The sequence below is a fragment of the Streptomyces sp. JLBJ103 genome, assembly GCF_058215575.1.
The window spans coordinates 7,985,296-7,998,818 of the sequence record NZ_CM177089.1; the positions used below are offsets into that span (position 1 = coordinate 7,985,296).

General features: G+C 73.5%; 12 protein-coding genes. 1 reads left to right on the forward strand and 11 read right to left on the reverse strand.

Annotated features, from left to right (window positions below; translation table 11 throughout):
* Window positions 1–18: 18 nt before the first annotated feature.
* The 5 genes from AC4BEG_RS34205 to AC4BEG_RS34225 form a co-directional block, all read right to left on the reverse strand.
* Window positions 19–1,254, reverse strand: coding sequence for a glycosyltransferase 87 family protein (locus AC4BEG_RS34205; RefSeq protein ID WP_490707298.1), 1,236 nt, complete (start codon window positions 1,252–1,254; stop codon window positions 19–21).
* A gap of 14 nt (window positions 1,255–1,268) precedes the next feature.
* Window positions 1,269–2,735: a polyprenol phosphomannose-dependent alpha 1,6 mannosyltransferase MptB gene (gene mptB, locus AC4BEG_RS34210; protein ID WP_490703548.1), complete on the reverse strand. Its 1,467-nt coding sequence runs from the start codon at window positions 2,733–2,735 to the stop codon at window positions 1,269–1,271.
* A 157-nt stretch (window positions 2,736–2,892) separates the two neighbouring features.
* Window positions 2,893–4,101: an NAD(P)/FAD-dependent oxidoreductase gene (locus AC4BEG_RS34215; RefSeq protein WP_490703549.1), complete on the reverse strand. Its 1,209-nt coding sequence runs from the start codon at window positions 4,099–4,101 to the stop codon at window positions 2,893–2,895.
* The gene (locus AC4BEG_RS34220) at window positions 4,098–4,295 is read right to left on the reverse strand and encodes a ferredoxin (protein ID WP_201874998.1); all 198 of its coding nucleotides are present in this window, start codon (window positions 4,293–4,295) and stop codon (window positions 4,098–4,100) included. Before AC4BEG_RS34220 ends, AC4BEG_RS34215 begins: the two co-directional genes overlap by 4 nt.
* Window positions 4,296–4,368: 73 nt before the next feature.
* Window positions 4,369–5,604, reverse strand: coding sequence for a cytochrome P450 (locus AC4BEG_RS34225; protein WP_490703550.1), 1,236 nt, complete (start codon window positions 5,602–5,604; stop codon window positions 4,369–4,371).
* 515 nt (window positions 5,605–6,119) lie between these two features.
* Between AC4BEG_RS34225 and AC4BEG_RS34230 the strand changes: the two genes are divergently transcribed.
* Window positions 6,120–8,057: an FUSC family protein gene (locus tag AC4BEG_RS34230; protein ID WP_490703551.1), complete on the forward strand. Its 1,938-nt coding sequence runs from the start codon at window positions 6,120–6,122 to the stop codon at window positions 8,055–8,057.
* An 85-nt stretch (window positions 8,058–8,142) separates the two neighbouring features.
* On the opposite strand, the gene AC4BEG_RS34235 is transcribed toward AC4BEG_RS34230, so the two are convergent.
* The 6 genes from AC4BEG_RS34235 to AC4BEG_RS34260 form a co-directional block, all read right to left on the reverse strand.
* The gene (locus tag AC4BEG_RS34235; RefSeq protein WP_490703552.1) at window positions 8,143–8,808 is read right to left on the reverse strand and encodes an alpha-ketoglutarate-dependent dioxygenase AlkB family protein; all 666 of its coding nucleotides are present in this window, start codon (window positions 8,806–8,808) and stop codon (window positions 8,143–8,145) included.
* Window positions 8,796–9,377, reverse strand: a complete 582-nt coding sequence (locus tag AC4BEG_RS34240) for a hypothetical protein (protein ID WP_490703553.1) — start codon at window positions 9,375–9,377, stop codon at window positions 8,796–8,798. Before AC4BEG_RS34240 ends, AC4BEG_RS34235 begins: the two co-directional genes overlap by 13 nt.
* Before the next feature lie 94 nt (window positions 9,378–9,471).
* Entirely contained in the window at window positions 9,472–10,200 is a 729-nt protein-coding gene (locus AC4BEG_RS34245; RefSeq protein ID WP_490703554.1) for a 2OG-Fe(II) oxygenase, read from the reverse strand.
* A complete protein-coding gene (locus AC4BEG_RS34250; protein WP_490703555.1) occupies window positions 10,197–10,703 on the reverse strand; it encodes a methylated-DNA--[protein]-cysteine S-methyltransferase in 507 nt (168 codons plus the stop codon). The genes AC4BEG_RS34245 and AC4BEG_RS34250 overlap by 4 nt, the downstream gene beginning before the upstream one ends.
* A 109-nt stretch (window positions 10,704–10,812) precedes the next feature.
* The gene (locus AC4BEG_RS34255; protein WP_490707299.1) at window positions 10,813–12,327 is read right to left on the reverse strand and encodes an AlkA N-terminal domain-containing protein; all 1,515 of its coding nucleotides are present in this window, start codon (window positions 12,325–12,327) and stop codon (window positions 10,813–10,815) included.
* Between the two features lie 74 nt (window positions 12,328–12,401).
* Window positions 12,402–13,469 carry a DMT family transporter gene (locus AC4BEG_RS34260; protein ID WP_490703556.1) on the reverse strand — a complete coding sequence of 356 codons (1,068 nt, stop codon included), beginning with the start codon at window positions 13,467–13,469 and terminating at the stop codon, window positions 12,402–12,404.
* Window positions 13,470–13,523: the final 54 nt, after the last annotated feature.

Below are 13,523 nucleotides of genomic sequence, written 5' to 3' on the forward strand. Positions count from 1 at the left end.
CCGGGCCAGGTTCCGTGCTCATCGCTCCGTCTGCCCCGTCATCCGGCGCCCAGTACCCCCGGCCGGTGCCGGGCCCGTCTCCGGCAGTGTGTCGCGCAGCGGAAGGGCGATCAGCAGCCCCAGACAGATCCACACATAGGCGTTGCTGCCGAGGAATCCGCCCACCCCCGTGGAGTCGAACCGCCACAGCCACACCAGGCTGCTGCACAGCAGCACATGGACCACCGCGGCAGTCCGCAGCAGCGTCCGGCGGCGGGCCGGGGGCGCGTCGGGCCGCAGCGCGGACTCGGCGAGCACCGCCAACGCCGGGATCAGCCACACCAGATGGTGCACCCAGGTGATCGGGCTGATCAGACAGGCGGCCACACCGGTCAGCGCGAAACCGGCCGTCTCGTCCCCGGCGGCGGCCGCGCCGCGCACCCGGTACGCCCAGACGGCCAGGACGGCGAGCACCCCGAGTCCCCACAACACCCCGCTCGGCTGGAGCGGTTCGACGAGCCGGGCCAGTACCCCCTCCCAGGACTGGTTGGAGACATAGGCGAGCACACCGATGCGGTCGGTGTCCCACAGCGCCTCGGTCCAGTACTCCCGCGAGGCGCCCGGCGCCACCCAGGCGGCCAGCAGCGTGGCGGCCACGGCGGTGCCCGCGGCGGTGGCGGCGGCACGCCACCTCCGGGTCACCGCCAGATAGACGATGAAGATCGCCGGAGTGAGTTTGATGGCCGCGGCCAGGCCGGTGCCGTATCCGGCGAACCGGCCGCGCCCGCTGGACAGCAGCCACGCGTCGAAGAGCACCAGGACCAGCAGCAGCAGATTGACCTGGCCGAAGCTGAAGGTGTCGCGCACCGGTTCCAGCAGCGCGAACAGACAGGCCGCCACGGTGAACGCGAACCACGGGATCCAGCCCTGCCTGCGCACCAGTGGGCCGATCAGCCAGCCCAGCACGGTGGCGGAGGCGGCCACATTGAGCGCCGTGCTGATGGTGACCGCACCCGGCCAGCTCACCAGGGTCATCGGCAGCATGCACAGGGCGGCGAACGGCGGATAGGTGAAGCCGTAGTCCGCGCCGTCCGCCCCGGGAGTGGTGAACTCGTAGATACGGCCGTCCCGCAGCCAGTGGCCGACCGCCCCGTAGTACACATTGAGGTCGAACCAGTGCCGGTGCAGCGGGACCGTGACCAGGAACAGCGCCACGGCCGCCGTCAGCCCGGCCGCCAGCAGCAGCCGTCCGCGTCGGGTGGCGGGCCCGCTCATACGGATGGGCCCGCTCATACGGCACGCTCCGGGCGGTGGCCGCCGGACGCGGCGGACAGGGCAGGTCCGGTGGTGAACCCCGGGGTGTGCCCGGCACCCCACAGCACGAAGAGCGCCAGCGCCCCTCCGCACACCGCGAACGTCAACTGCCGTGCGTCCGGGGCGAATCCGCTCGGCAGTACGGCCAGGGCCAGCACCCCGCTGCCCGCGGCCACCGCGCGGCGCACCGCTCCGGCCGGCGCCGCCGCCGCGATGAGGAACAGTCCCCACAGCACATACCAGGGCCGCAGCGCCGGGCCGAGCAACGCCACCGCCGTCAGGCTCAGCCCGAGCGCGTACAGCGGCCGCCGCCGGGGCGGGCGCAGCCAGACCACCACCACGGCCACGGCGGTGGCCAGCAGCCCCAGGGTCTGCCACGCCGGGGTGGCCAGCGGGGCCAGACCGCTGCCGACCGCCTCCAGCAGGGCACCGGTGGCACGTCCGAGGGCGCTGGTCAGCGCCCAGTTGTCGGGCGAGGCCGGGGTGCCCAGCGCGCTGATCCAGCCATATCCGGTACCGGTGACGGCCGTGGCCGCGCCGGTCGTGGCGAGCGCCAGCGCGGCGGTGGCCAGTACGGCTCCCACCCGCCGTCGGCGGCCCTCCACCCGGCGTGCCCACAGCGAGGCCACGGCCAGCAGCCCCAGCGCCGCCGGTGCCTTGACCAGGGCGGCGAGCGTGACCAGCACCGCGCCGCACGCGGGCCACCGGCCCGTCGCGGCCACCAGACCGGCGCCCAGCAGTCCGAGCATCACGGCGTCGTTGTGCGCCCCGCCCACCAGATGCAGCAGCAACAGCGGGTTGAGCGCCCCGAGCCACAGCGCACCGGCCGGATCGGTGCCGCAGCGCCGGGCGAGCACCGGCAGCGCCAGCACCATCAGTGCCACACCGAGCAGCGCGACCAGCCGCAGCCACAGAATCCCGAGGGACGGCTCGGCGCGCGAGGCGTGCGCGACCGCGGTCTCGAACGCCAGGGAGACCGGTCCGTACGGGGTCGGGGTGTGCTGCCACACCGGCGCCACCTCGGCCGCGAGCGGTCCGCCCAGCTGGATCGGGCCGTGGGAGTACACATCGATCTGGGCGTGCACCATCGCGCCCTGGGCGAGATAGCTGTACACGTCCCGGCTGAACAGCGGGGGAGCGGGCAGCAGCGGAGCGGCCCAGACGGCGAGGGTGAGGAGCAGGCTCCGGATGCCGGGCGGACGCGGTCCGCGCACCGCGCGCCCCAGCCACCACCAGGCTGCGATCAGCAGCACCAGTCCGAAGTAGGTGCTGACCAGGCCGAGGGCGGCCCTGCCGGAGTCGGGTGTGAGGGCGTCCGCGACCGGCAGCGCTCCGGCCGTCGCTCCCCCCAGCGCCAGCGCCACCGAGCCCGCGAGCCCGAGCAGTCGGCAGTGGTGGGGAGCGACGGTGACGCCTTGGACGAGAACACGACGGACGAGCATCCGACCAGCCTCACCAGCGCGCATGGCGGAAAATTGACGTCGCGGTCACCGGCGGCTGACCGCGAGGTGTCGGCCCGCCTCCCAGAGGCGACGTCCCGCCCCCCGGTGCGGCCTTCAGCGGGCTCTCACCCGGCTTCAGCGGGCTCTCACCCGGCTCTCACCATGCGGCGGTCAGGCACTCCTGTGCCCCGATCGACGACCACGGCGCCCGGTCGACGACGAGTCGGCGCAGTTTGCGCAGTTCGCGCGGGCAGTTCCAGCCGAGCACCCCGACCACCCGGCCCCGATGGCCGTAGGCGGCGACGAAGCGGCGGTTCTCCAGCTCGCCGTGGAGCACGGCGAGGTCCGCGTCGGCCGGGAAGATGCCGTACGCCTGGATACGCGCGTCGTACTGGTCGGTCCAGAAGTACGGCACCGGGGCGAACGGCAGCTGCTCGCCGAGCACATTGCGGGCCACGGCCTGGGCCTGCTCGGTCGCGTTCAGCCGGTGCTCCAGCCGCATCGGGGCGTCGAAGTGGCTGTTGTGCCAGGACGCCACGTCCCCGGCCGCGTAGATCCCCGGGGCGGCCCGGCAGGTGGCGTCGCACTCCACACCGTTGGTCAGCAGCAGTCCGGACTCCTGGAGCCAGCCGGTGGCAGGGGTGGCGCCGACCGCGACCACGACGAGGTCCGCGTCCAGCTTGATGCCGTCGGTGAGTTCCAGACCGGTCACCCGGCCGTCGCACTCGAGGAACTGGTTCACCCCGGTGCCGCAGCGCACGGACACACCGTGGTCCTCGTGGAGCTGTCCGACGAGCGCGCCGACGCGGTCGCCGAACTGGCGCCGCATGGGCACCGGCCGGGGGTCGATCAGGGTGACCTCCAGCCCCATCCCACGGGCGGCCGCGGCCGCTTCGGCACCGAGGAAACCGGCGCCCACCACGGCCACCTTGGGCCCGCGCAGCATCGCGGCGCGCAGGGCGAGGGCGTCGTCGAGGGTGCGCAGCAGATGCACTCCCGCCAGCTCGACGCCGGGCAGCCGGCAGGCGTTCACCCCGGTGGCGATGACGAGCGAGCCGTAGGCCACGCTGTCACCTCCGTCCAGCAGTACCCGCCCGGCGGCGATGTCCAGACCGGTGGCGGACCTGCCGAAGAGCAACTCGGCGTCGAGCGCGGACAGCTCCTCGTCGGTGCGCAGTTTGATGCGGTCCGGTTCCCAGGTGCCCGCCAGGATCTGCTTGGACAGCGGGGGCCGGTCGTACGGGGTGTGCGGCTCGTCCCCGATGAGGGTGAGACGGCCGTCGTAGCCGAGCGTGCGGAGGGTCACGGCCGTGGTGAGCCCGGCGACGGAGGCTCCCACGATGACCACGTTGCGGGTGGTGTTCACGACTCTGCCAGGGTGATCGCGAGGGCGGGGCAGACGGCGGCGGCGTGACGGACGTCGTCGTGGGCTTCGGCTGGCGGGTTGTCGTCGAGCAGGACCGCGACACCGTCCTCGTCACGCTGGTCGAACACCTCCTGCGCGGCGAGCACGCATTGGCCGGAGGCCACGCATTTGTCCTGGTGCAAGGTCACCCGCATAGGGCTTTCTTCTCCTCGATCGGGGGTGGGGGGTTGTCGGCAGCGGCGATGGTGACGGCGGTGGAATCCGCCCTCACCACGCGACAGGCAGTTCATGGACCCCGTAGACGATGGAGTCGTGCTTGTAGGGGAGTTCGGCCGGATCACCGACCAGGCGCAGGGTGGGGATACGCCGGTAGAGCGTGCCGTAGACGACCTGGAGCTCCACCCGGGCCAGCTGCTGGCCCAGACACTGGTGGACGCCGTAGCCGAAGGCCACGTGGTGGCGGGCGTCGCGGTCGAGGTCCAGGCGGTCGGGCTCGGAGAACACCGCCGCGTCATGGTTGGCGGCGTCGATGGCCAGGATGACCGCCTCGCCCGCGCGGATCACCTGGTCGCCGATTTCGATGTCCTCCAGCGCCAGCCGGCGCAGCCCGGTCTGGACGACGGTGAGTTGGCGCAGCAGTTCCTCGACCGCCGCGGCGATACGCGCCGGGTCGTCCGTGGCCCGCAGGGCGTCGAGCTGGTCGGGGTGGCGGAGCAGGGCGAGGGTGCCCAGCGCGATCATGTTGGCGGTGGTCTCGTGCCCCGCGACCAGGAGCAGGATGGCGATGGCCGTCAGATCACGCCGCTCGAGCAGACCGGTCGCCACCTGCTCGGTGGCCAGGACGGAGAGCAGATCGTCGGCGGGGCGGGCCAGCTTCTCACCGACCAGCCCGTCCAGATAGTCCGTCAGGATGCGCTGGGCCTCGGTGGCCCGGTCCGCGGAGTTCCGGCTGAGCAGGGCCGCGCTGTTGCGCTGGAAGAACGCGTGGTCGGCGTAGGGAACGCCGAGCAGGCGGCAGATGACCAGGGACGGCAGCGGCAGCGCGAACTCCCGCACCAGATCGGCGGGGGAGGGCCCGGCCAGCATGGTGTCGATCAGCTCGTCCACCAGCCGCTGGATCTCCGGACGCATCGCCTGGATCCGCTTGACCGCGAACGGCCCGGTCACCATCCGGCGCAGCCGGGCATGGGCGGGGTCGTCCATCACGAGGAAGGACGTCTGGCGGCGGGCGCGCTCCAGACTGCCGAGGCTTACGTGCGGAAAGCCGGGGCGCAGGATGTCACTGCTGATCCGGGGGTCTCCGGCGAGGGCGCGCAGTTCCTCGTACCGGGTGACCACCCAGGCACTGCTGCCGTTCCACAGCCGGACCTTCCGCAGCGGCGCCGTGGTCTGTAACTCCCGCAGCCCGGCGGGCGGGGAGAAGGGGCAGCGGGGGCTCCTGTCGATCGGGTAACCCGGTTCCGGGCCGGTGTCGCTCGCCGTGTCCGTGAGGGTGTCGGTCATCTCTCCTCCGTTGCCGGTATCGGGCCTGGAGCAGTGGGTGGACGCGTATACCGAACGGTGCTGAACGCGAATACTGAAAAGTGCGTTCGGTAACGCGACGGTTACGGAGGCTAGTTGGCTCCAGGTGCGGACACAACACGCTCCGTCTAAAGATGGCCACGCCTCGGACACATATGAGCCTGGCATGTGCGCTTTGAAAAGCTGTGTGATCGGGTTCTGTCATCACCTCGATCGCGCCGATCGCGCGCCGCTCATCCCGCAGCTGACCGGCCGCCCCGCGTGCCTCCCCGCTCCGGCGCACGACCACCGTCGGACGCCCCCGGATCACCCACATCTCACATGGCGGAAATGCGCAGGTTACGGAAGTTCCGCATGACTACCTTACGGTCGAGGAGACCTGGCCTGATTCCACCCGACCGAGATTCCGACACAGCGCCCGCACGGCCGCCGCGCCGCCATGCCCGCAGCACCCGCACCGACGCGGTACCCGCACCGCACAGCACCACGGAGGATCCTTGCGCGTTCGCCCCACCCTGCCCGACTGGCTGATCCATCCCCTGCGCGGGGTGTGGGGGACCGGCACCCCCGTGAACTGGGGCGCCGTCGTCCGCGGGGCACTCGGCGTCGGCCCCGTGGTGGCCGCCGGAGTCGCCTCGGGACACACCTCCGCCGGGGTCACCGCCGGGCTCGGCGCGATGTTCGCCCATATCAACGACCGCCCCGCGACGCGCAGCACGCGGGTCGTCCGCATCGGGCTGCCCGCCCTCGCCGGAGCCGTCGGCATGCTTATCGGGGTCTGGTTGGGCACCCTCGGCCTCGGCGCGGGGATCGCGGGCGCGCTCGCCGCCGTGGGACTGGTCTCGGGCGCGCTCAGCGCCATCGGGCCCGTGTGCTCGGCGGCCGGAGTGCAGCTGATGGTGCTGTGTGTCGTCGGCGCCGGAATGCCACTGCCGGAAGACCCGGCCGGACGCGGCGGGCTGGTCCTCGCCGGTGCCGCCTGGGTGATCGCCATGGCGGCGCTGCTGCCCCGGTTGCCCCGGCCGGCCCGCCGCCGCCCGGCCGCCCGCGCCGACGCGGGTGAGGTCGTGGCCGCCGTCTACGACGCCCTCTCGGAGCTGATGGCCGCGGTGGGCACCGAAGGCGGCCGCCCCGCCCGGCGCCGATTGACCACCGCGTACGACACCGCCTACGAAGCGCTCTACGCCCACCGGCTGCCGCGGTACCGGCCCGACACCCGCGAACGGGGGCTGCGCGACCGCCTCGCGGTGGCCGGAGCGCTCAGCGAAGCGGCCCTCACCCTGCTGTGGGAGGACGTGCCCCTGCCGGACGAGCTGGCACGCACCCCCGCCCGGCTGGCCCGCTCGATACGGACCGGACAGCCCCCCGGCCCGCTGCCCGCGCCCGTCCCGGACACCGCGGGCAAAGTCGCGGTGCACCGTGCGGTGCTGCTCGCCGCCCGTGTCTTCGACGGCGAACCGGCGCCCGACGTCGGCCCCGTGGGACCCGGCCTCCGGCAGCGGCTGCGCCGCGCGTTCGGCGCGGCCGGGCGCGAGTACGCGGCCCGGGTGGCGCTGTGCGTCGGGGTGAGCACCGCACTCGGCCGCGAACTCCCCGGCGACTACTGGTACTGGCTCCCCGTCACGGCCGCGTTCCTCGTCAAACCGGACATGGGCCCGCTGTTCTCCCGCGCCGTCTCACGGGCCCTGGGCACCGCGGTGGGGGTGGCCGTCTTCGGCGCGCTCGCCGCCCTCCTCGGTCCGCTCGCCGGGGTGCCGGGCGTCTGGCCGGTGGCCGTGGCCGCGCTCTGCTCGGCGCTGATCCCCGTCTCCGTACGCCACTTCGCGCTCCAGACCGCCGTCCTCACCCCGCTGCTGCTGTCCCTGGTCTACCTCGGCGGGGACACGGACGCCGAGTACACCCGGCTGATGGCCACCCTGCTGGCCTGTGTGGTGGTGCTGGCCGCCGGAGCGCTGCCCGGACTCGGCGGTCCACGGGCCCAGGTGTCCGTCCGGCTCTCGCTCGCCGTGCGCGCCACCCGCGACCACCTCGACCGGGTGCTGACCACCGACGCCCCCTACGCGGTACGGCTCCGGCTGCGCCGCGAGGCGTACCGCGCCCTGGCCGACGCCCGCCGCGCGGTGGCGGTGGCCAGCGCCGAACACCCGCCCTTCGGACGGGATCTGGCGGTATGGGCCCCGGTGGTCTCCGCGCTCGAGGAGATCGTGGACACCGCGACGGCCTGCGGTGTCCGGCTCGACCAGGGTGCCGCGGCCCCCGACCCGGAACTGGCCGAGCGGCTGCGTACCGCGCTGTCGGACCTCGCCGACGCCGTCGCCACCCGCCGCCCTCCCACGGACCTGACACTGCCCGCCGGCGGTGCGGTGGAGGACTGCGCCACGCTCGCGGATGTCACCGCGGGGCTGCGCCGGGCGCGTGAACTGGCCGCCCCTTAGGGCAGGTTGGTGCGCGCCGGGGTGCGCACGCGGCGTCGGGGTCCCCCGCCGGGACACCGCAAACGGGTGCCTCAGCCCGGCCTCCTCAGCCCCGCTCCGTCAGCCCCGTGACGCGCATGGTGATGTTCAACCGCCCCGCGGCCAGCCCGGTGGCCGGATCACCGGTGCCGGGCAGGATCCTGGGCACCGCGTGATACGCGTAGCGCGAGGGGCCGCCGAAGACGAACAGATCGCCGGAGGCGAGTTCCAGATCGGTGTAGGGCTTGGTGCGGGTCTCGGTGTTGCCGAAGCGGAACACGCAGGTGTCACCGACGGTGAGGGACACCACCGGTGCGCTGGAGCGCTCGTCCTTGTCCTGGTGCATGCCGAGCTTCGCCTGCGCGTCATAGAAGTTGATGAGCGCGGTGTCGGGGGTGTAGCCGTCACCGGCCCGCTCGTCCTCGTACGCCGCGGCCAGCGCGCGGCGGCCCAGCTCCACCATCCAGTCCGGGAACGCGGCCACCCGCGCGCCGTTCACATCGTCCGCGGTCCGGGTGTAGGCGTACGGCTTCCAGTGCCACCCCACGCACACCGTGCGTACGGACATCACCCCGCCGTTCGGCAGCCGGGTGCGGCGGATCGGCACCGGGCCGGTGGCCCAGGCGCGGCAGGCCGTGACCAGGCGGCGCTGTTCGTCGAGGCCGAGCCAGCCGGGCACATGAACGGCGCCGGGGGCCACCCTCATCCGCGGCCGGGGGATCAGCGCGTCCACGGTGTGCCACCGCCCTCCCGCGCCGGGTGGGAGGTGACCCAGCGGTGGCGGATGTCCCAGGTTCCCCCGTCGGCGGTGGCCCCGCGCAGCCCGTGCAGCGTTTCCGGACCGGCCAGCGCCGGGACGCGGGGGTCCCGCAGCGAGGCGAACGCGACGGTGCGCGACGGATCCCATACGGTGCTGTGCCGCAGTCGGCGGCTCATCCGGACCCAGCCCAGCGGCGCCGCGGCCACCACCCAGGCGTCCGGCGCCGGTGCGGTCAGCCGACGGGACGGGCGCAGCCATGACGCGGCGGTCTCGGGCCAGTCCACCACCGCGACGACCTGCCCGCCCCGCTCCTGCCAGGCGGTGCCGAACGCCGTGGCGGCGGCGCGCGAGGCGGTGTCGCGGCTGTGGCCGACGGCCACCGTCCCGGTGCGGGGCGCCAGGAGGTCCACCATGCCGATGACGGCGGTGAGTTCGGCCGCGGTGTGCGGGGCGGGGCACGGCAGCGGGCCGTACGCCGTCTCCTCGTCCTCGCCGAGCAGTGGCGAGACGGGCCGTTCGTCGATGTGTCGCGGGGTGTTCATGACGGTTCCGTGGTGCGGTACGGACGGCCGTCGGCGCCCAGCAGTGTGTACGTACGCGGGGAGCCCGGGGCGTCGGCCATCGCCACGGGCGCGCTCAGGAGGCGTCATGGAACACCAGGCCCAGGGCGTGGCGGTGGCCGGAGCGCACGGTGCTCACTCCGTGCCGCATCGCCCCGGCGGACCAGCCGCGGGCTGAGCGCACCGGCCGGTCGCGGGTGGTGAAGATCAGGCCGTGGCCCTGCTTCAGCACATTGACCGTGCCGCGCGACTGGGCTCGGGGCCGCTGCTCCACCAGCAGGAACTCTCCGCCGGTGTAGTCGGTGCCGTGCTCGTCGAGCCCGATGACCACCTGCAACGGGAAGACCATGTCGCCGAACACATCACGGTGCAGGGCGTTCCAGTCGCCCGCCCCGTAACGCAGCAGGATCTGGGCCGACCGGCTCTGCCCCGCCGCGTGGCACAGCGTGAGCCACGCGTCCAGGGTGTCCGGCCAGGGCGCGGGGCGCCCCAGCCGGGCCGCCCAGTCGCGCGCCACCGCCAGCAGATGCGGATAGAAGGCGGCACGCAACTCCGCTACCGGCGCGGGCAGTTCATGGCTGAAATACCGGTACTGGCCGGAGCCGAAGCGGTGCCGGGCCATGTCGACCGTGGAACGGAAGCGTGCCTCCTCGTCGTACAGCCCCGCCAGGGAGCGGCACTCCGAGGCGTTGAGCAGCCGTGGGGTGAGCGCACAGCCGTAGGTGTCCAGCTCCCCGGCCAGGGCCCGCCAGTCGGCCGAGTCCAGGGCGCGGCGGGCCCGGGTGGCCGTGTTCTTGGTGATCATGCGTGGTCCCTGATGCCCTCGAGCCGCAGCAGACCGCGCTTGCGATCCAGCCCGCCCGCGTAGCCGCTCAGCGAACCGTCGGCCCCGATGACCCGGTGGCACGGGCGCACGACCAGCAGCGGATTGCGGCCGATGGCCGTACCGACCGCGCGCACGGCGGTGCGAGACGCCCCGGCCCGCTCGGCGAGCGCGCCGTAGCTGAGGGTCGTGCCGTACGGGATCTCCTCGAGCGCCTGCCAGACCCGCTGCTGGAACGGGGTGCCGGCGGGCGTGAACTCGATGTCGAACCGGGTGCGCCGCCCCGCGAAATACGCTCGCAGCTGCTCCACGATCGTGGTGAACGCCGCGTCGTCGCGCCGCCAGTCGTCACCGACCGTCGCCCCGCCCCGCTGCTCGGGCACCGAGAGCGAGGTCAGTGCGACACCGCCCGGGGCGGTCGCGGACTCCTCTCCCGCCAGCAGCAGTTCGCCCAGAGGGCTGTGGAACATGGTGTAGACCGTCATGGTTTTGATCGCTTTCCTGTGAAGTGTCCTGATCGCTGTCCAGTCTGCGGAAATCGGACACCGGATGCTGGCGGGATTCGGACATCGTGTTCATGGTGCCGGGAGGCGGTCAGCCGCGGGTGGCCGGGGCGCTTTCCAGCGCGGTGACCGGGGCCGCGGCCGGGGCGTTCCAGCAGTGGTGCATGGCGTACGAGCGCCATGGCCGCCAGCTCTCCGCGTCTTCCAGCCGCACCCCGGCACGGCGCGCCCCCGCCCGTATCGCGACATCGCCCGCCAGCAGCACATCGGGGTCGCCCAGCGCCCGCATCCGGAGGTAACCGGCCGTCCACGGGCCGATTCCGCGCAGCGCCAGCAGCTCCCGCTCGCTCTGCTCCCGGTCGGCTCCGGCATCGAGACGTACGGTGCCGTCGGCGAGCGCGGTGGCGAGGGTGCGCAGGGTCGCCCGTCTGCTCCCGGGCATCCCGAGCTCCGTGAGCGGCGCGTCGGCCAGGTCCTCGACGCGGGGGAAGAGATGGGTGAGCGCCCCGTCGGGGTCGGCGAGAGGCTCGCCGTACGCCGCGACCAGCGCATCGCCGAGACCGCGTCCCGTGGTCACCGAGACCTGCTGGCCCAGGACGGCGCGCACGGCCAGTTCCCCCGGGTCGACGGTGCCCGGGGAGCGCAGCCCCGGCCGTGCGGCCACCAGGGGCGCGAGCGCGGGGTCGGCCCCCAGCCGCTCGCCGACCGCGTACGGATCGGCGTCGAGGTCGAACAGCCGCCGCATCCGCTGGCTGGCCGTTGTCAGATCGCGCAGCTCGGTCAGCCGCAGCCGGCACTCCAGCCAGCCGTCGTCGCCGGGGCCTTCGTCGACCTCGGCGATGCCGTGGCCGTGCGGCAGTCGCAGGGTGCGCCGGTAGGTACGGGCGCCGGGGGCGCCGATGACCTCCTCCACCCCGGTGAGGGCGCGCCGGGCCAGATAGTCGAACACCTCGGTGGTGGCATGCGGCCCGCGATGCGCGAGCCGCAGCGCCACCCCGGGCCGTGCGCCGCCCTGCCGCGGCTGTCCCGTCCGCCTCGTCCGCCCCGTCCGTGGCCGGGCGGCGCGCAGTTCGCTCGGGGTGGCCGCGTAGATCTCGCGCAGGGTGTCGTTGAACTGCCGCACACTGGAGAATCCGGCGGCGAACGCGATCTCCGTGGCCTGGAGACCGGTGGTCTGGAGGAGGATGCGGGCGGTGTGGGCGCGCTGGGCGCGGGCGAGGGCGATGGGCCCCGCACCCAGTTCGGCGTTGAGCTGCCGCTGTACCTGACGCGGGCTGTAGCCCAGCCGGTGGGCCAGCCCCGCCACACCCTCGCGGTCCACCACCCCGTCGCCGATCATCCGCATCGCGCGCCCGACCACATCGGCGCGGGTGTTCCACGCTGCCGAACCGGGCACGGCGTCCGGGCGGCAGCGACGGCACGCCCGGAACCCCTCGCCCTGCGCCGCCGCCGCGGTGGGGAAGAACCGCACGTTCTTCCGCCGGGGCGTCGTCGCCGGACAGCTCGGCCGGCAGTAGATACCGGTCGTGGCCACGGCGAAGAAGAACTCACCGTCGAACCGCGCGTCCCGGCCACGCACCGCCTCGTACCTACCGTCCTCCGTCATCACGGTGTCCACTGTGGGCCATGCCGGGGGAGCGGTGCTGGCGGAAATCGGACATCGTGTTCAGGCCATGACGCTCAGCGCCGTGCCCGGGACTCGGTGGCGGCGGACTGATCCGCGGTGAACTGGGACACGGTGGACGGGGCCGCGGTGGTGTTCGCGGCGCCGGTGGCCACCGTCCGTGAGCCCCGGCCGCGTCGCCGGGGAAGAGCGGCGATCGTGATGGCCACGAGCGCGACGGCGATCCCTGCGAACGTCGAGCCGGTCACCTCGGCACCCGCCCGGGGGAAGGCCATGTTCAGCGCGAGTGATCCCAGGAGCTGGCCGGTGATGGTGGCCAGCCCGAGGATGAGCACACCGAGCTGGTGAACGGCCGCGATGGCGATCCCGACGACGACGAGGCCGATCGGCCCGCCGCAGTACACATACCAGTCCGGAGCGAACGTACGCGGCGGATGGACCGCGACCGAGTGCACGGCGAACACCGTGGCCAGGACGGTGGCACCGACCGCGAAGTTGGTCAAGGTCGCGGTCGGGGCCGAGCCGGTGGCGACGCGCACATGGCCGTTGACGGCCTGCTGCCAGCTCACACAGGCCCCGGCCACCAGTGGCAGGGCGAGCATCCAGAGCGGGAAGTCCGCGCTCAGCTTGCCCGCCGTGGACACCCCGACCGCCGCGAGGACGAGGACGGAGCCGATGATCCGCGGCGCCGTCAGCGGCTGCGGCCCCGCGGGTCCGATCCCCTTGCGGTCGAAGACCAGCCCGGCCGCGGTCTGTCCGGCCACCACGGCCACCGTGAACAGGGCCACCCCGAGCGCGGTGACCGTCAGCGCCTGCGAGAGCACCAGCAAAGCGCCACCGCAGCCACCGAGCACCTGCCACCACATCAGTCGGCCTTCCCGCACCACGCGTACGACCGCACCCGGCCCGGTACGCCCAGGCCCCTCCGCGGCATCCCGCCGCCCCGCCCGCCGGGCACCCGCGATGAGCAGCCCGGCGGCTATGACCACCAGCCCGGAGCCGAAGGAGATGAGTGCCGCGACGTACGGGTCGTGCATCCCGTGCGCCAACTCCCCGTTGAGACGCGACTGTACGGCGATGAGCCCACCGGAGAAGACCGCGAGCAGCACCCAGACGGCGTACATCGTGGATCCTCTCGTACCGGGGCGATGGGCGGCTGAGAGGCTACGCCACCGGCC

Bases quoted from the DNA above. Each gene is read 5' to 3' on its own strand.
- AC4BEG_RS34205 (WP_490707298.1), bottom strand. From the start codon at position 1,254: ATGAGCGGGCCCGCCACCCGACGCGGACGGCTGCTGCTGGCGGCCGGG.
- mptB (WP_490703548.1), bottom strand. From the start codon at position 2,735: ATGCTCGTCCGTCGTGTTCTCGTCCAAGGCGTCACCGTCGCTCCCCAC.
- AC4BEG_RS34220 (WP_201874998.1), bottom strand. From the start codon at position 4,295: ATGCGGGTGACCTTGCACCAGGACAAATGCGTGGCCTCCGGCCAATGC.
- AC4BEG_RS34225 (WP_490703550.1), bottom strand. From the start codon at position 5,604: ATGACCGACACCCTCACGGACACGGCGAGCGACACCGGCCCGGAACCG.
- AC4BEG_RS34240 (WP_490703553.1), bottom strand. From the start codon at position 9,377: ATGAACACCCCGCGACACATCGACGAACGGCCCGTCTCGCCACTGCTC.
- AC4BEG_RS34245 (WP_490703554.1), bottom strand. From the start codon at position 10,200: ATGATCACCAAGAACACGGCCACCCGGGCCCGCCGCGCCCTGGACTCG.
- AC4BEG_RS34250 (WP_490703555.1), bottom strand. From the start codon at position 10,703: ATGACGGTCTACACCATGTTCCACAGCCCTCTGGGCGAACTGCTGCTG.
- AC4BEG_RS34255 (WP_490707299.1), bottom strand. From the start codon at position 12,327: ATGACGGAGGACGGTAGGTACGAGGCGGTGCGTGGCCGGGACGCGCGG.
- AC4BEG_RS34260 (WP_490703556.1), bottom strand. From the start codon at position 13,469: ATGTACGCCGTCTGGGTGCTGCTCGCGGTCTTCTCCGGTGGGCTCATC.